Annotated in this window: 15 protein-coding genes; 10 read left to right on the top strand and 5 right to left on the bottom strand. The window is 71.6% G+C overall.

The annotated features are described in order from the left end of the window. The first annotated feature begins 151 nt into the window (after positions 1 to 151). The 4 genes from ACX25U_RS15790 (at position 152) to ACX25U_RS15775 (ending at position 3963) form a co-directional block, all read left to right on the top strand. Entirely contained in the window at positions 152 to 976 is an 825-nt protein-coding gene (locus tag ACX25U_RS15790) for a helix-turn-helix domain-containing protein (protein WP_454394302.1), read from the top strand. A 200-nt stretch (positions 977 to 1176) separates the two neighbouring features. Beyond that, on the top strand, positions 1177 to 2637 hold the full coding sequence (locus ACX25U_RS15785; protein ID WP_454392617.1) for an aldehyde dehydrogenase family protein: 1461 nt from the start codon (positions 1177 to 1179) through the stop codon (positions 2635 to 2637). Positions 2638 to 2757: 120 nt separating this feature from the next. After that, positions 2758 to 3297 carry a DinB family protein gene (locus ACX25U_RS15780; RefSeq protein ID WP_454392615.1) on the top strand — a complete coding sequence of 180 codons (540 nt, stop codon included), beginning with the start codon at positions 2758 to 2760 and terminating at the stop codon, positions 3295 to 3297. 24 nt (positions 3298 to 3321) lie between these two features. Then, positions 3322 to 3963 carry a PadR family transcriptional regulator gene (locus tag ACX25U_RS15775; RefSeq protein WP_454392613.1) on the top strand — a complete coding sequence of 214 codons (642 nt, stop codon included), beginning with the start codon at positions 3322 to 3324 and terminating at the stop codon, positions 3961 to 3963. A gap of 72 nt (positions 3964 to 4035) precedes the next feature. Here the strand turns inward: ACX25U_RS15775 and ACX25U_RS15770 are convergent, their stop codons facing one another. Beyond that, entirely contained in the window at positions 4036 to 5448 is a 1413-nt protein-coding gene (locus ACX25U_RS15770) for a glutamate decarboxylase (RefSeq protein ID WP_454392611.1), read from the bottom strand. A gap of 52 nt (positions 5449 to 5500) precedes the next feature. Next, on the bottom strand, positions 5501 to 6784 hold the full coding sequence (locus ACX25U_RS15765) for an ion channel protein (protein ID WP_454392609.1): 1284 nt from the start codon (positions 6782 to 6784) through the stop codon (positions 5501 to 5503). Positions 6785 to 6918: 134 nt separating this feature from the next. Between ACX25U_RS15765 and ACX25U_RS15760 the strand changes: the two genes are divergently transcribed. Further along, positions 6919 to 7689 carry a MerR family transcriptional regulator gene (locus ACX25U_RS15760; RefSeq protein WP_454392607.1) on the top strand — a complete coding sequence of 257 codons (771 nt, stop codon included), beginning with the start codon at positions 6919 to 6921 and terminating at the stop codon, positions 7687 to 7689. A 27-nt stretch (positions 7690 to 7716) separates the two neighbouring features. Here the strand turns inward: ACX25U_RS15760 and ACX25U_RS15755 are convergent, their stop codons facing one another. Next, a complete protein-coding gene (locus ACX25U_RS15755) occupies positions 7717 to 8082 on the bottom strand; it encodes a YbjQ family protein (protein WP_454392605.1) in 366 nt (121 codons plus the stop codon). 160 nt (positions 8083 to 8242) lie between these two features. Here ACX25U_RS15755 and ACX25U_RS15750 point away from each other — a divergent pair, with 160 nt between their 5' ends. Then, complete coding sequence (locus tag ACX25U_RS15750; protein WP_454392604.1) at positions 8243 to 9178, top strand: VTT domain-containing protein; 936 nt, start codon at positions 8243 to 8245, stop codon at positions 9176 to 9178. A gap of 23 nt (positions 9179 to 9201) precedes the next feature. Here the strand turns inward: ACX25U_RS15750 and ACX25U_RS15745 are convergent, their stop codons facing one another. Together ACX25U_RS15745 and ACX25U_RS15740 are read right to left on the bottom strand one after the other, a co-directional pair. Then, positions 9202 to 10938 carry a threonine/serine ThrE exporter family protein gene (locus ACX25U_RS15745; protein ID WP_454392602.1) on the bottom strand — a complete coding sequence of 579 codons (1737 nt, stop codon included), beginning with the start codon at positions 10936 to 10938 and terminating at the stop codon, positions 9202 to 9204. Positions 10939 to 11064: 126 nt separating this feature from the next. After that, the gene (locus ACX25U_RS15740; protein WP_454394300.1) at positions 11065 to 11556 is read right to left on the bottom strand and encodes an inorganic diphosphatase; all 492 of its coding nucleotides are present in this window, start codon (positions 11554 to 11556) and stop codon (positions 11065 to 11067) included. A 79-nt stretch (positions 11557 to 11635) separates the two neighbouring features. Between ACX25U_RS15740 and dacB the strand changes: the two genes are divergently transcribed. From dacB to hpt, 4 genes are all read left to right on the top strand, one after another. Further along, the gene (gene dacB / locus ACX25U_RS15735; protein WP_454392600.1) at positions 11636 to 13240 is read left to right on the top strand and encodes a D-alanyl-D-alanine carboxypeptidase/D-alanyl-D-alanine endopeptidase; all 1605 of its coding nucleotides are present in this window, start codon (positions 11636 to 11638) and stop codon (positions 13238 to 13240) included. Positions 13241 to 13464: 224 nt separating this feature from the next. Beyond that, on the top strand, positions 13465 to 14565 hold the full coding sequence (locus tag ACX25U_RS15730; RefSeq protein ID WP_454394298.1) for a zinc-dependent metalloprotease: 1101 nt from the start codon (positions 13465 to 13467) through the stop codon (positions 14563 to 14565). Between the two features lie 193 nt (positions 14566 to 14758). After that, positions 14759 to 15922, top strand: coding sequence for a tRNA lysidine(34) synthetase TilS (tilS, locus tag ACX25U_RS15725; protein WP_454392599.1), 1164 nt, complete (start codon positions 14759 to 14761; stop codon positions 15920 to 15922). Positions 15923 to 16034: 112 nt separating this feature from the next. Further along, complete coding sequence (hpt, locus tag ACX25U_RS15720; RefSeq protein WP_111001528.1) at positions 16035 to 16595, top strand: hypoxanthine phosphoribosyltransferase; 561 nt, start codon at positions 16035 to 16037, stop codon at positions 16593 to 16595. Positions 16596 to 16733 lie beyond the last annotated feature (138 nt).

Genomic DNA, 16733 nt, shown 5'->3' with positions numbered 1-16733 from the left:
CGTCGGCTGCCCGGATTCTTCGACCTCTTTCCGTTTCCGTAACCGCGCGAGTACAGCTCGGAGTGATTTAGTGGCAGACTGCGGCCCCTGAAGACGGTTGGGGAGGCTGGCGAACGTGAGCGCGGGAGAGCCCGGATCGGTGGTGCGGCGCATGCTGCTCGGCTCGCAACTCAGGCGACTGCGTGAAGCCCGGGGGATCACGCGCGAGGCGGCCGGATACTCGATTCGAGCCTCGGAATCGAAGATCAGCCGGATGGAGTTGGGCCGGGTGAGCTTCAAGACCCGAGACGTGGAAGACCTGTTGACCCTGTACGGCATCACGAACGAGGCGGAGCGCACTTCGCTGCTCTCCCTCGCCAGGGAGGCCAATGTCGCGGGCTGGTGGCACAGTTACTCCGACGTCCTGCCCAGCTGGTTCCCCACCTATGTGGGGCTGGAGGGCGCGGCGTCGCTGATCCGTGTCTACGAGGTGCAGTTCGTGCACGGGCTGCTGCAGACCGAGGCGTACGCCCGCGCGGTCGTCCGCCGCGGCATGCGGGGCGCGAGCGAGGCCGACGTGGAGCGGCGGGTGACGCTGCGGCTCGAGCGGCAGAAGTACCTCGTCTCCGAGAACGCGCCCGACCTGCACATCGTCCTGGACGAGGCCGCCCTGCGCCGCCCCTACGGCGACCGCGAGGTGATGCGAGGCCAGCTGCAGCACCTGATCGAGTTCTCCGAGCGGCCCAACGTACGGCTGCAGGTCATGCCGTTCGGCTTCGGCGGGCACGCCGGCGAGTCCGGGGCCTTCACGATCCTCAGCTTCCCGGAGTCCGACCTGTCGGACGTGGTCTACCTGGAGCAGCTCACCAGCGCCCTCTACCTGGACAAGCGCGAGGACGTCGCCCAGTACGAGAAGGTGCTCGAGGAACTGCGGAACGACAGCCCCGGCCCGGACGAGAGCCGCGACCTGCTGCGCGGGCTGCTGCAGCTGTCGTAGGGAGTCCGCCGGCGCGGAGGATCCCGCCGGCGTAGAGAATCCCGCCGACATGGGGAATCCCCGTAGGAAGCCGTTTCCGGCCCCCAACTTCTTTCGTGTGCAAGTACGATGACATGCGATCAGACCGACAGGAAGTGATCGGGAGTTGATCGGGCTCCGACTGCTTCGACCGCATCGGCAGCAGGGGATTGAGGGATCAGATGCCGTCCTACTTCACCGACCTGGCCCAGCAGTACATCGACGGCGAGTGGCGCCCGGGCAGCGGCTCCTGGGACATCATCGACTTCAACCCGTACGACGGCGAGAAGCTGGCCTCGATCACCATAGCCACGGTCGACGAGGTGGATCAGGCCTACCGGAGCGCGGCACGCGCCCAGAAGGAGTGGGCGGCCACCAATCCCTACGCCCGCCGGGCCGTCCTCGAGAAGGCGCTGCGCCTGGTCGAGGAGCGCGAGCGGGAGATCACCGAGGTGATCATCGCCGAGCTCGGCGGCACGCATCTGAAGGCCGGTTTCGAGCTGCACCTCGCCAAGGAGTTCCTGCGCGAGTCGGCCCACCTGGCGCTGCACCCCGAGGGGAAGATCCTGCCGTCCCCGGTCGACGGCAAGGAGAACCGCGTCTACCGGGTGCCGGTCGGTGTCGTGGGCGTGATCAGCCCCTTCAACTTCCCCTTCCTGCTGTCCCTGAAGTCCGTCGCCCCGGCCCTCGCCCTCGGCAACGGCGTGGTGCTCAAGCCGCACCAGGACACGCCGGTCACCGGCGGCACCCTGATCGCGAAGATCTTCGAGGACGCGGGGCTGCCGGCCGGTCTGCTCAACGTCGTCGTCACGGACATAGCCGAGATCGGCGACGCCTTCCTGGAGCACCCGGTCCCGAAGGTCATCTCCTTCACCGGCTCCGACAAGGTCGGCCGGCACGTCGCCACGGTCTGCGCCTCCCACTTCAAGCGCTCGGTGCTGGAGCTCGGCGGCAACAGCGCGATCGTCGTCCTCGACGACGCCGACCTCGACTACGCGGTCGACGCGGCCGTCTTCAGCCGGTACGTCCACCAGGGCCAGGTCTGCATGGCCGCGAACCGGGTCCTGGTCGACCGCTCGGTCGCCGAGGAGTTCACCGAGAAGTTCGTCGCCAAGGTGAAGTCGCTGAGGGTCGGCGACCCGAGCGACCCGCGGACCGTCATCGGGCCGGTGATCAACTCCACCCAGGCGAACGACCTTTCGGGCGCCGTGGAGCAGGCTCTCGCCGAGGGCGCCACGGCCCTGGTGCGCGGCGGTACCACCGACAACCTCGTCGAGCCGTCCGTCCTGACGGACGTGCCCGCCGACTCCTCCCTGCTCCGGCAGGAGGTCTTCGGTCCGGTCGCCTTCGTCATCCCGTTCGACGGCGAGGAGGAGGCTGTCCGGATCGTCAACGACACCCCGTACGGGCTCAGCGGCGCCGTCCACACGGCGGACGTCGAGCGGGGCGTCGCCTTCGCCCGGCGGATCGACACCGGCATGTTCCACGTGAACGACGGCACCGTCCACGACGAACCGCTCGTCCCCTTCGGCGGTGAGAAGCACTCCGGCGTCGGCCGCCTGAACGGCGAGACGACCGTGGACGCCTTCACCACGGCCAAGTGGATCTCGGTGCAGCGTGGGCGGAGCGAGTTCCCGTTCTAGAAGCCTTCCCCAGGCGTACTTCCGTGCCCCGGGCCCTTGCGGTCAGAACCTGACCGCAAGGGCCCGGGGCGTCGCGGGTGTCGGGCAAGAGGGCACGAACACGACGGAAGGCGGCCGGTCATGGTCACTCACGTGCGAGCCGAGGAGCGGGGCGACGAGCGGGGCGCGCTGCCGGCGTTCCTGGAGGAGCAGCGCGGCGGGATCCGCCGGGCGCTGCTCGGGCTGACCGAGGAGCAGGCCCGCAGCCGTCCGAGCGCGAGCGGGCTGTCCCCGGGCGGGCTGCTCAAGCACGTCGCCGAGGTCGAGCAGGGCTGGATCGCACGGGCGAGGCAGGAGCCGCCGGCGGTCGCGCGCGACGAGTCGAACTGGCACGAGAGCTTCCGGCTCCTGGGCGACGAGACGGTCGCCTCCCGGCTGGAGCACTGGGAGAAGGCCGCCGCCGGGACGGAGGCGTACGTCCGGTCCGTCCCGGGCCTCGACGACACCTTCCCGCTGCCGGACGCCCCGTGGTTCCCGCAGGACGAGCGCGTCTCCGTGCGCCGGCTGTGCCTGCACCTGATCCGGGAGACCGCCCGGCACGCCGGCCACGCCGACATCGTCCGGGAGTCGCTGGACGGGAGGACCGCGCTCGAACTGGTGGCCCTGGTGCAGGCCGGCTGAGCCGGCGGCCCTAACCTGGGGCGCATGTCAGCGATCCGTCTGCTGGTGCTGGGCGCCGTCCGTCAGCACGGGCGGGCCCACGGCTACCAGGTGCGGGGCGACCTGGAGTACTGGGGCGCGCACGAGTGGTCCAACGCCAAGCCCGGCTCGATCTACCACGCCCTGAAGCAGATGGCCAGGCAGGGACTGCTGCACGCGCACGAGACCGCCCCCTCCACGGCGGGCGGGCCGCCCCGCACCGAGTACGAGATCACCGACGCGGGCACCGAGGAGTACTTCCGGCTGCTGCGGGAGGCCCTGGTCGCCTACGACCAGAAGATGGACATCCAGTCCGCGGCCGTCGGCTTCCTCGTCGACCTGCCGAGGGACGAGGCGATCGCCCTGCTCCGGGAGCGGATCCGGCGGATCGGGCAGTGGCGGACCGCCGTCACCGAGCACTACGTCCCCGAGGACGGCCCCGAACGGCTCGGCCACATCGGCGAGATCATGAACCTCTGGCTCCACCGGGCCGACTCCGACGCCGCCTGGACCCGGGGCCTGGTCGAACGCCTCGAACGCGGCGCCTACACCTTCGCCGGTGAGGGCGAGCCGTTCGTCGGCGTCCTGGCCGAGGGCGAGGAGAACCCGTACGCGACGGGGGAGCGGCATCCGGAGGACGACCGCTGACGACCGCTGACGACCGCTGACGACCGCTGACGACCGCTGACGACCGCTGACGACCGTACAGCTGTACGGCCGTCAGTGGTGGAAGCCGGTGGCCGCCTCCTTGTCCCGGGTCAGGGGGTGCGGCTGCCGACGCAGTTCCGGCAGGAGGCGGGCGAGGTCCTCGGCGAACAGTTCGGCGAGGTCCGCCGAGAAGCCGTTGCGGCAGACCACGCGCAGGACGGACAGGTCCTCCCGGTTGGGCGGGAAGGTGTACGCGGGCACCAGCCAGCCGTTCTCGCGCAGCCGCCGGGAGACGTCGAACACGTCGTACGACGTGACGTCCGCCGCCGTGGTGAAGGCGAACACCGGCAGCTGGTCGCCGCGGGTCAGCAGCCGGAAGTCGCCGAGCGCCTCGATCCGTTCGGCGAGGTGGCGGGCCACGTCGCGGGTGGACTGCTGCACCAGCCGGTAGCCCTCGCGGCCCAGCCGCAGGAACGTGTAGTACTGCGCCACCACCTGGGCGCCCGGCCGGGAGAAGTTCAGCGCGAAGGTCGGCATGTCGCCGCCCAGGTAGCTGACCCGGAAGACCAGTTCCTCGGGCAGTGCCTCCCGGTCGCGCCACAGCGCCCAGCCGACGCCCGGGTAGACCAGTCCGTACTTGTGCCCCGAGGTGTTGATCGACGCCACCCGCGGCAGGCGGAAGTCCCACACCAGGTCCTCGTCGAGGAAGGGCGCGACCATGCCGCCCGAGGCGCCGTCCACGTGCACGGGGACGTCCAGGCCGGTCCGCTCCTGCAGGGCGTCCAGCGCCGCGCACAGGTCGGCGACCGGCTCGTAGGAGCCGTCGTAGGTGGAGCCGAGGATGCCGACGACTCCGATGGTGTTCTCGTCGCACAGCTCGGCGGCGGCCTGCGGATCGAGGTGGAAGCGGTCGCCCTCCATGGGAACCCGGCGGGCCTCCACCTCCCAGAAGTTGCAGAACTTCTCCCAGCAGACCTGGACGTTGACGCCCATGACGAGGTTCGGGCGCACGTCCCGCGCGGGGTAGCGGTCGGCGTTGCTCCGCGCCCAGCGCCGTTTGAGCGCCATCCCGGCGAGCATGCACGCCTCGCTCGACCCGGTCGTCGAACAGCCGACGGCCGCCGACGGATCCGGCGCGTTCCACAGGTCGGCGAGCATCGCCACACAGCGCCGCTCCAGCTCGGCGGTGCGCGGGTACTCATCCTTGTCGATCATGTTCTTGTCCCGGCACTCGCCCATCAGCGTGTCGGCCTGCGGCTCCATCCAGGTGGTGACGAACGTGGCCAGGTTCAGCCGGGAGTTGCCGTCCAGCATCAGCTCGTCGTGCACCAGCTGATACGCCGTCGTGGGCGTCAGGGGCGCCTCCGCGAGCCGGTGCTTGGGCGGCGCCTCGGCCATCTCCACGGCCGGGTTCGCCTCCCCGTAGAAGGGGTTGACGGACAGGGGGCGCTCGTCGGGCTTCTCGTGTCCTCGGTGGAGCGGCATGGACTGTCTCCTACGGGGTGAGCGAAGGTCGAGGGGAGCCGGAGCGGGAGGGTCAGCGGATCGCCCTCCCGTCCGCCGAGAGCCGCATCTGCGGCCGGCCGGTCACCAGCAGCCAGGCCGGCAGCGAGGCGATGCACAGCAGGGCGAGGATCGTCGGCGAGGAGACGAGGACCGCTGCCGTGAACAGGCTCACCCAGCCCTGCCGGGTGACGGCCATGAGCATGCCCAGGACGCCCGCCGCCACGCCCAGCGCCGGCGGTACCGCGGGCACGAGCGCGTGCGCGGTCAGCCCGAACGCGGCGCCGATGAACACCGAGGGGAAGATCCGCCCGCCGCGGAAGCCGCAGGACGCGGCGACCAGCAGCGCGGCCAGCTTCACCACGGCCATGGTCGCGAACTGCCCCGCCGTCCAGCCGTCGGGGTCGCGGGCCAGCTCCGCGACCTCCGACAGCCCCTTGAAGAGGGTCAGATGGCCGCCCAGCGCCCCCAGCAGGCCGAGCACGAGCCCGCCGACGGGCAGCGCCACCATCGGGTGCCCGAGCCGCGAGAAGGCCCGGTGGACGTACGGGAAGACGTACACGGCGGCGAGGCCGAGCAGCGCGGCCGCGGAGGCGATCACCAGCGCGGCCAGGAGGTCGTCCCAGCGGGGGTGGCCAAGGGGAGGCAGGCCCAGGTCGAAGGTGGGGTGGGCCACCACGGCGGTCGTCATGGCGCCCGCCGCCCCGGCGGCCAGCGGTGCGAACAGGTTGTCCCACAGCGCCCCCTTCATCGGCCGCCCGGCCAGCGCCTCGGAGATCACGAGCGCGGCGGCCACCGGCGTGCCGAACAGGGCGCCGATCGTCGCCGCCTCCGCCAGCACCGGCCACAGCGCGCCCGGCATCCGGGGCAGCAGCCTGCGGCCCAGCCAGAACGCCAGGGCCACATTTGCCATGATGATGGGGTTCTCCGGACCAAGACTTGGCCCGCCGGCCAGCATCAGCATGGCGGCGACCAGCAGTCCCGGCAGCACGGCCGGCCGGATCGGGGCGGCCGTCAGGCCCAGCGTCGCCGGATCGGGACCGGCGTGCCCCGGCGCCTTCCACACCACCAGGCCCACCAGGACCCCGGTCGCGGTGAGCACGACCAGCATCCACACCACCGAGTACCGGCCGATGCCCAGTGCGTCGGGCAGGTCCTGCCAGAGTGCTCCCTGCAACTCCTCGGCCAGTCCGCTCACCAGCAGGAACATCAGGCTGGAGCCGACACCTACGGCCAGTGCGGGCAGGATCAGCGGCAGCAGGGCGCGGGCCGGGGCCGCCGGGGCGGTGGGTTCCTGCTGTGCGGTGTCCTGGGCCACGGGCTCACGATAAGCGGACAAAAGCGGCACAACATCCGGAGTGGGAAACGCCCCGGCACCCCCGGGGGAAGCGCGCTTGCACCTCACGCGACGTGAGGACCCACTGTGGAGCGCGTACCGAGGAAGGAGCGGAAGTGAGCTACACCGTGGGACAGGTCGCCGGTTTCGCCGGAGTGACGGTGCGCACACTGCACCACTACGACGACATCGGCCTGCTCGTCCCGGGCGAGCGCAGCCACGCGGGCCACCGGCGCTACAGCGACGCCGACCTCGACCGGCTGCAGCGGATCCTGTTCTACCGGGAGCTCGGCTTCCCGCTCGAGGAGGTCGCGGCCCTGCTCGACGACCAGGCCACCGGAAAAGCGGACCCGCGGGTGCACCTGCGCCGCCAGTACGAGCTGCTGACCGCCCGGATCGAGAAGCTGCGGAAGATGGCCGCGGCCGTGGAGCACGCCATGGAGGCGCAAAGGATGGGCATCAACCTCACGCCGGAGGAGCGGTTCGAGGTCTTCGGCGACCACGACCCCGAGAGTTACGCCGAGGAGGTCCAGCAGCGCTGGGGCGACACGGAGGCCCACCGGCAGTCCCGGCGCCGTACCGCCTCGTACACCAAGGAGGACTGGCAGCGGCTCACCGAGGAGCAGGACGCGATCCACCGGCGCATGGCGGCGCTGCTCGACGCGGGCACACCGGCCGGCTCGAAGGCCGCCATGGACGTGGCCGAGGAACACCGCCGGTTCATCTCCAGCAGCTACTACGACTGCGCGCACGAGATGCACGCCTGCCTGGCGGAGATGTACGTCACAGACCCTCGCTTCACCGCGACCTACGAGAGGATCCGGCCGGGCCTGGCCGCGTACATGCGCGAGGCGGTCCGCGCCAACGCGGACCGGCACACCTCCTAGCCGCCTGGCCCGGGCCCCCGGCGCGGGTCACTCCCGGGCCAGGACCACCGCCGTGCCGTACGCGCACACCTCCGTGCCCACGTCCGCGGCCTCGGTCACGTCGAAGCGGAAGGCGAGCACCGCGTTGGCGCCACGCGCGCGTGCCTGCTCGACGAGCCGCTCCATGGCCTGGTTGCGCGTCTGCACCAGCGTCTTGGTGAGCCCCTTCAGCTCACCGCCGATCATCGACTTCAGGCCCGCGCCGATCTGGCTGCCCAGGTGCCGGGACCTGACCGTCAGCCCGAAGACCTCGCCGATGACCTTCTCCACCCGGTGGCCGGGTACGTCGTTCGTCGTCACGACCAGCACGTCCGACTGGGGCCACTGGCCGCCGCCGTAATCCTCGATACCCATGGCCCACAGCATGGCGCGAGCAGGCCCGCAGCACACCCCCTCGGCCCGAGTGGAACCTGGAGCGTACACATTGCGTTGGTAGTTTGTGCGGCAGTGCACCGAGGCTGTGCCTCGGCACCCCGACGCCGTATCTCCCCACCCCCGTCAGGAGTCCGGAACCGTGATGACGCTTGCCCTAGGCCCGAGCTGGCTGGATCCGAACTATCTGCTCAACACGTTCGGCATCTGGGGTTTGCTCCTCATCGTCTTCGCCGAGTCCGGCCTCCTCATCGGCTTCTTCCTGCCGGGCGACTCCCTGCTGTTCACCACCGGTCTGCTGATCACGTCGAAGCAGCTGGACTTCCCGCTGTGGTCGGCCATCGCCCTCATCTGCGTCGCCGCGATCCTCGGCGACCAGGCGGGCTACATGTTCGGCAAGAAGGTCGGCCCGGCGCTCTTCACCCGCCCGGACTCCCGCCTGTTCAAGCAGGAGAACGTCACCAAGGCGCACGAGTTCTTCGAGAAGCACGGCCCCAAGTCCCTGGTCCTGGCCCGCTTCGTGCCCATCGTGCGCACGTTCACGCCGATCATCGCGGGCGTCAGCGGCATGCGGTACCGCTCGTTCCTGATCTTCAACGTCATCGGCGGCGTGCTGTGGGGCGCGGGCGTGACCCTCCTCGGCTCCTGGCTGGGCAACATCCCCTTCGTCAAGAACAACATCGAGGCGATCCTCATCCTGATCGTCCTCCTCTCGGTGGTCCCGATCATCATCGAGTTCCTGCGCGCCCGCTCCCAGGGGAAGAGGAACGACGCCGAGGAGCCGGCCGGACAGGAGCCCCCCGCCCCGTACCAGCAGCAGTACCAGCAGCCGGTCATGGACGACGCCACGACCCGCCTGCGCCGCGTCGAGCCGCCGTACCAGTACGGCAACCAGAACCAGCCGCAGCAGCACCCCCAGCAGCCGTACGGCGACCAGCAGGGCCACTACGACCAGCAGGGCTACGGTCAGCAGGGCTATGACCAGCAGGGTTACGGTCAGCAGGGCTATGACCAGCAGGGCCATTACGGCCAGAACCCGCAGTACCCGGACAACGGCGGCTACCACCGCGCCCCCTGAGAGGGGGTCTCGGGCGCTCCGGGTCAGAATCCCCGCGTGCGCTTGGCGGCCCGGCGGCCCGCCGCCGAGGCGCCGCCCGGCACCCTGAGGAACAGCCGGAAGATCTCCGACCCGAGGTTCACGCCGATCGCGATGGCCATGGCGAGCGACACCGCCTTGGCCAGCGACACCAGCCCCTTGTCGATGTTGTTCTGCGCGATCGCCAGCAGGCCGAAGTACGTCGCCGAACCGGGCAGCAGCGGACCGATCGCGGCCGTCGTGAAGGGCAGCGCGGACGCGAACTGGTACCGCGACAGCAGCTGCCCGAACAGACCCACCAGGCCCGCCGCCACGGCCGTGGACGCCACCGGCGATATCCCGCCGACGATGTGCATCGCGGCGTACACCGACCAGGCGACGCCGCCGTTGAGCGTCACCCACAGCACGGTGGACCGCTCCTGCTGCAGCAGCACGGCGAAGGTCAGCGACAGCAGCATCGACGCGACGATCTGCAGCACGGGCCGCTCGCTGATGCCGAGGGCCGCGTCCGGGGTGAGCGGGGCGCCCAGTTTCACGCCGAAGTACAGGACCAGCAGCACCCCGGTGACGATGCCGACGAAGAAGTACATGACCTCCAGCAGGCGCGCGGAGGCGGTGATGTAGTAGCCGGTCAGCCCGTCCTGCACGCTCGCCACCAGCGCCCGTCCGGGCAGCAGCGCGAACAGTCCACCGGTGATGACCGCGGACGCCTTCACGTCGACGTGCGTGACGGTGAGCGCGACGCCGATCGCGGCCGGCGGCATCGCGGCGACCGTGAACTGGTAGAACTCCGGCAGTCCGCGCCCGGCGCACAGCCACGCCAGCCGGTCGCCGAGCATCGCGCCGAGCGCGGCCGCCACGAAGACGAGCGGGCCGCCGCCGACGAGCACGGAGGCCGCGCCCGCCAGCAGTCCGGCGGCTCCGGTCAGCACCCAGCCGGGGTAGGGGTGCCGGTTGCGGCGGATCTCCGCCAGCCGCCGGTAGGCCTCCTCCAGGGAGACGTGGGTCTCCGGGTCGCTCAGGTCGTCGACGAGTTGGAAGACGGCCGCCAGACGGGTGTAGTCGGTGCCGCGGCGGCGCACCACGCGGGAGGCCGAAACCGGGTCGTCCACCAGGGACGGCTGGTAGGAGATCGACAGCAGTGTGAAGGTGACGTTCGGCTCGCAGCGGTCCAGGCCGTAGGAACGGCAGACCGCGAACATCGCGGCCTCCACGTCCTCGGCGCCCTCACCGCCCGCGAGCAGCAGCTCGCCGATACGCAGGGTCAGGTCGAGCACGCGCGGGACGGCCGGGCCGCCCTCCTCGGTCCGCTGCACCGGCTCGAGCGCCGGACGCTCGGCCACCGGCATGCGCAGCATGGTGCGCATGCGGTCCTGCCAGGGGGCGTCCTTGGTCAGTCTGACCACCGGGACGCCGCCCGGCGGGGTGAAGGCGAGCGGGGCATGGTGGGCGCTGTAGGTGCTCGGCGTGCTGAACGCGGACCCTTCGGGCTCCGCGGCCGGCGGCTGCGGGATGTCGAGCCCCTCCGGGATCGTGAACTCGGAGGTGGCCTCCGACTCGGTCCCCGTCCGGGGGACGGCCAGACCCTCGGGTACGGCGAACTCGGACGTCGTGGACGACTCGCCGTCGCCCGTCTGGACGACCGGGATCATCTGGACCTGGGTCACCGAGGGTCCCGCGGGAGCCTCGAACGTGCTCCTCGCCTCGTCCGACTGCGGCTTGCTGTCCTCCGCATCCGTCACTGAGCAACGCTCCCTGAACGACACCTTCCGTCAGTCTCAGTATGCGCAGACGGGCCCGGCCGTACGCGCACAGGAACAGGCCGTACCGCCCCGGCGGGGTGGCACGGCCCGAGGGCGACGGACGGCTCAGTGACCGCCATGCTCCTGGAAGCGCTTGATGGAACGCTCGATCTCGGCCTCGGCGTCGGCGCGGCCCACCCAGTTGGCGCCCTCGACGGACTTGCCGGGCTCCAGGTCCTTGTAGACCTCGAAGAAGTGCTGGATCTCCAGCCGGTCGAACTCCGACACGTGGTGGATGTCCCGCAGGTGCTCCACGCGCGGGTCGGACGCCGGAACGCACAGCAGCTTGTCGTCGCCGCCCGCCTCGTCCGTCATCCGGAACATGCCGATGGCGCGGCACTTGATGAGGCAGCCGGGGAACGTCGGCTCGTCCAGGATGACCAGCGCGTCCAGCGGGTCGCCGTCCTCGCCGAGGGTGTTGTCGACGAAGCCGTAGTCGGCCGGGTAGCTGGTCGAAGTGAAGAGTCGACGGTCCAGGCGGATACGACCGGTCTCGTGGTCCACCTCGTACTTGTTCCGCGAACCCTTCGGGATCTCGATCGTGACGTCGAACTCCACCGGTGGCTCCTCCATGATCAGCACATAGTTCTGGTGATTAAGTGTCCCTCACGCAGGTGTGTGATCGCGAAAGGGGCTGGTGGTCGTGCCGGAGCCGAGGGCCTGGCGTGCCGTGAGACCGCGTCTGGCCCGCCTCGCGCGGGCCGCACGGCCGCGTCTGGCACGAGCGGCACGGGCCGTGGCACCGCGGCTCGCGCGGCTTGCGCGAGCCGCCGGGCCGCGGCTTGTGACGCCGAAGACCTGGCAGTACACGGCGGGTGCCGCCACGGCCGGACTGGCGCTCGCCGCCGGTGTGGTGACCGCCGCCGGCCCCTGGGACTCCTCCGGCCAGCGTACGGCCGAGCGGGGCCGGGCGGTCGCCCTGGAGCACGCGGGTGGCGCAGATCACGGCCGCCGAAACGATACGCCCGACACGTCGCGTACGCGTGATACGTCCGCCGACGGGGCCCTGCCCGCGCCCAGCGCCCTGCCGGTGCTGGTGGGGCTCGGCGGGGCCGGCGGCCCGATGGAGCCGGTGTCCGACGGCTCGGGCCTCGCGGCCGCCCTGGACCCGCTGCTGCGCAGTCCCGCCCTCGGCACCCGCCGCTCCGCCTCCGTCGTCGACGTGGCCACCGGCAAGCGGCTGTACGGCCAGGGGGCCGACGAGGCGTTCACCCCCGCCTCCACCACCAAGATCGCCACCGGCGTCGCCGCGCTGTCCGCCCTCGGCGCGGACCACCGGCTCGTCACCCGCGCCGTCCTGGAGCCCGGCACCGGGGAACTCGTGCTGGTCGGCGGAGGCGACCCCACGCTCACCGCCCGCGAGGACGCCCGGGGCTGGGCGAGCCTGCGCGCCCTCGCCGACGAGACGGCGGCCGCGCTGACCAAGCGGGGCGTGACGGAGGTGACACTGTCGTACGACACCTCGCTGTACGCCGGCTCCGACCTGCACCCCATCGGCGTCAACGAGAACATCGCCCGGGTCACCGCCCTGATGACCGACGAGGCCCGCACCGACGACTCGACCAGCGGCCCCGCCCCGCGCGCGGCCGACCCGGCGGACCAGGCGGCGGACACCTTCGCGCGTCTGCTGTCCGACGCCGGCATCCGGACCACGGCCGCCGGCCCGTCCCGGGCGACCGCGCGCGCGGAGGCCCTGGCGGCCGTCTCCTCGCCCCCGCTGTCCGACCTGGTCGAACGCATGCTCACCAACAGCGACAACGACATCGCCGAGGCCCTGGCCCGCCACACGGCCGTCGCGACCGGCGCCCGTCCCGACTTCGCCGGCGGCGCAGCCGCGATCGAGGCCCGGCTTCAAAAGCTCGGTCTCCCTCTGACGGGCGCCGCGTTCCACGACGGCAGCGGTCTCGACCGGGCCGACCGGCTCACCGCCGGCCTGCTCACGGCCCTGCTCCTCAAGGCGGCCGACCCCGCCCACCCCGAACTCCGCCCGGTCCTCACCGGCCTCCCGGTCGCCGGCTTCACCGGCACCCTGACCAGCCGTTACGCGGACGGCGCGGCCGGACTGGTCCGCGCGAAGACAGGCACCCTGACCGGCATCAACACCCTGGCAGGCACGGTGGTGACCCAGGACGGCCGCCTCCTGGCCTTCGCCTTCCTCGCGGAAAACACCACCGGCCAGGAGGCAGCCCAATCAGCCCTGGACCAATCGGCCACCACTTTGACCACCTGCCCCTGCCACTGACCCGCCGGCCGACACCGGCTCCTCACCGCCGTGGGCAGTCGTTCCGCAGGGCGATGGGGGTTCCCCTGCTCGTTCAGAGCTCGGGGGAGGGTGGGCACGGCCTGCAACTCCGGGTGACCGGTCAAGTGACACCGACCCTGCCGCAGCTCGCCGCCCTGCCAGTAGCGGCAGTGCTCACGTACCGTTGACCCATGACGAGCATCGGTGGTGCCGCAACTCCCGGGATGGTCGACTGGAATCTCGCGGTCGCGACCGCGACCCGGCTCGTACGGCCGGGCCCCGAGGTGAGCCGGGACGAGGCCCGGGCCGTCGTCGCGGAACTGCGCCGGCACGCCAGGGCCTCCGAGGAACACGTCCGCGGCTTCACCCGTCTGGGCACCGAAGAGACCCACGACACGCCCGTACTCGTGGTCGACCGCCCCGGCTGGGTCCGGGCGAACGTCGCCGGCTTCCGGGAGATCCTCAAACCGCTCCTCGACAAGATGCAGCAGCGCCGCAGCGGCACCCCCGGCGGCGCGGTCCTCGGTGCCGTCGGCGGCAAGGTCACCGGCGTCGAGCTCGGCATGCTGCTGTCCTTCCTCGCCTCCCGCGTCCTCGGCCAGTACGAGACCTTCGCCCCGACCACCCGCGACCTGCCCGCCGGAGAGAACGGCGGCGGCCGGCTGCTGCTCGTCGCGCCGAACATCGTCCACGTCGAGCGCGAACTCGACGTGGAGCCCCACGACTTCCGCATGTGGGTGTGCCTGCACGAGGAGACGCACCGCACGCAGTTCACCGCCGTGCCCTGGCTGCGCGACCACCTCGAGGGCGAAATCCAGTCTTTCCTGGCGGAGACCGACGTCGACCCCATGGCCTTCCTGGAGCGCATCCGCGATGCCGCCCAGTCGCTGGTCGGCGGCCGCCCCGAGGGCGAGGAGGACGACGGCGGCCGCTCCCTGGTCGAGCTGGTCCAGACCCCGGCCCAGCGGGAGATCCTCGGCCGCCTCACCGCCGTGATGTCCCTCCTGGAGGGCCACGCCGACTACGTGATGGACGGGGTCGGCCCGGACGTCGTACCGACCGTCGCGGAGATCCGCGAGAAGTTCCAGCAGCGCCGCGCCAAGGGCGCCTCCCGCCTGGACACGGCCCTGCGCAAGCTGCTCGGCCTGGACGCCAAGCTGCGGCAGTACCGGGACGGCGAGCGCTTCGTCCGCGCGGTCGTCGAGCAGGTCGGCATGGACGGCTTCAACCGGGTGTGGACCTCCCCGAACACCCTCCCGACCAAGGCGGAGATCGCCAAACCGGCGGACTGGATCGCACGGGTGCACCGCAGGGCCGAGCCGTGACCACGCCGGCGATCGCCGTGAACCGGATCCGGCCGACGGCAGGCAAACGCCGCTCCAATCACCCGTCCGAGGGACCGTGAGCGATGGGTAGGCGTGCGATGCTCGGGGAACGCCCCGTTTCTGTCACCATCTACACACTCTGAGTGACCGATATCGGGTTCACCCCCCGAAGACTCCGTGAAGGGAACCGGACATGGGTCCCCATCCTGCGGTCGCGGCGATACGCCTGGCGGTACGCCGCGTCCTCCACGACATCCTGAACGAGCAGATTCCGTCCCACCCCGCGCCGCCGGCCACGCACGACCGGCCGGGCCCCCGGGCCGCGCAGCTCCCCGGGCAGCCGCCGCACGGCGTGCCGGCACCGGGCCGCACCCCGCGGGTCCGCCACGGCGCGCCGGCCCCCCAGGGCCCCGAGAATCCACCGGCACCGCACGAGCGCCCGCCCGCGCCGCTCGTGCTCGTGGCCTGCTCCGGCGGCGCCGACTCCATGGCACTCGCCTCCGCCCTCGCCTTCGAGGCGCCCAAGCTCGGCATCCGGGCCGGCGGCATCACCGTCGACCACCGCCTCCAGGCCGGCTCCGGCCAGCGCGCCGACGAGGTCGCCCAGCGGCTGCGCGAACTCGGCCTGGACCCGGTCGAGGCCGTCGCCATCACCGTGGGCCGCGACGGCGGACCGGAAGCCGCCGCCCGTGACGCCCGCTACGCCGCCCTCGACGCCGCCGCCGACCGCCACGGCGCCCACGCCGTCCTGCTCGGCCACACCCGGGACGACCAGGCCGAGACCGTGCTGCTCGGCCTCGCCCGCGGCTCCGGCATCCGCTCCCTGTCCGGAATGGCCGCGGTCTCGGGGGCCGGTGGCCGTTACCGCCGCCCCTTCCTGCACATCGACCGGCAGACCGCCCGTACGGCCTGCATGGTCCAGTCCCTGCCCGTCTGGGACGACCCGCACAACACCGACCCCGCCTACACCCGCTCCCGGCTGCGCCACGAGGGCCTGCCCGCCCTGGAGAAGGCCCTCGGCAAGGGCGTCGTCGAGGCCCTCGCCCGCACCGCCCAGCTCTCCCGCGACGACGCCGACGCCCTCGACGCCTGGGCCAGCCACGCCGAGGCCGCCGTCCGCGACGACGCCGGCCGCCTGGAGTGCGCCAAGCTCCACGAACTGCCCCCCGCCGTGCGCCGCCGCATCCTGCGCCGCGCCGCCATCGACGCCGGCGCCCCGGCCGGTTCCCTCTTCGCCCGGCACATCGAGGAAGTCGACCGGCTGATCACCGGCTGGCGCGGCCAGGGGGCCATCAACCTCCCGGGCAGAGTCGTCGCCCAGCGGCAGGGTGGCAGACTGGTGATTCGGCAAGGCTGAATCCTTCCCCCAGGGGGAGAGACGCCGGTCTCCCCCTCCGGGGAGACCGCGGCGGCCGGCCGCCCCCGCCGGGGCGGGCCGGAACAGCCGGTGGGACGACCGACCGAAAGTGATGCGGGTGGACGCGAAAGACATGGGTGCCGACCTCAAGCAGGTGCTCATCACCAAGGAAGAGATCGACGCGAAGCTGGCCGAGCTGGCCGCGAAGATCGACGCGGAGTACGAGGGCAAGGACCTGCTGATCGTCGGCGTCCTCAAGGGCGCGGTCATGGTCATGGCGGACCTGGCCCGGGCGCTGTCCACCCCGCTCACCATGGACTGGATGGCCGTGTCCTCCTACGGCGCGGGCACCCAGTCCTCCGGCGTCGTGCGGATCCTCAAGGACCTCGACACCGACATCAAGGGCAAGCACGTCCTGGTCGTCGAGGACATCATCGACTCCGGCCTGACCCTGTCCTGGCTGATCTCCAACCTCGGCACCCGCGAGCCCGCCTCCCTGAAGGTGTGCACGCTGCTGCGCAAGCCGGAGGCCGCGAAGGTCGCCATCGACGTGGAGTGGGTCGGCTTCGACATCCCCAACGAGTTCGTCGTCGGCTACGGCCTGGACTACGCCGAGAAGTACCGGAACCTGCCGTTCGTCGGTACGCTCGCCCCCCACGTCTACGGCGGCTGAATCCCGAAGGGGCCATGCGCCGTACGTTGATCGGGAACCCCGGCGGCCCCGGAGCCGTTGGAGCATGCAGACGGGAACGCCAGCCCTCCCGTGCGGCTTCGAGCCGCAGGGCTGGGGTACCGTCAGAAGAACTGTCTT

This window comes from Streptomyces sp. JNUCC 63, from assembly GCF_054366325.1.
Note: the sequence above shows the minus strand (reverse complement) of the source record. Positions and strands in the feature narration are given on the sequence as shown.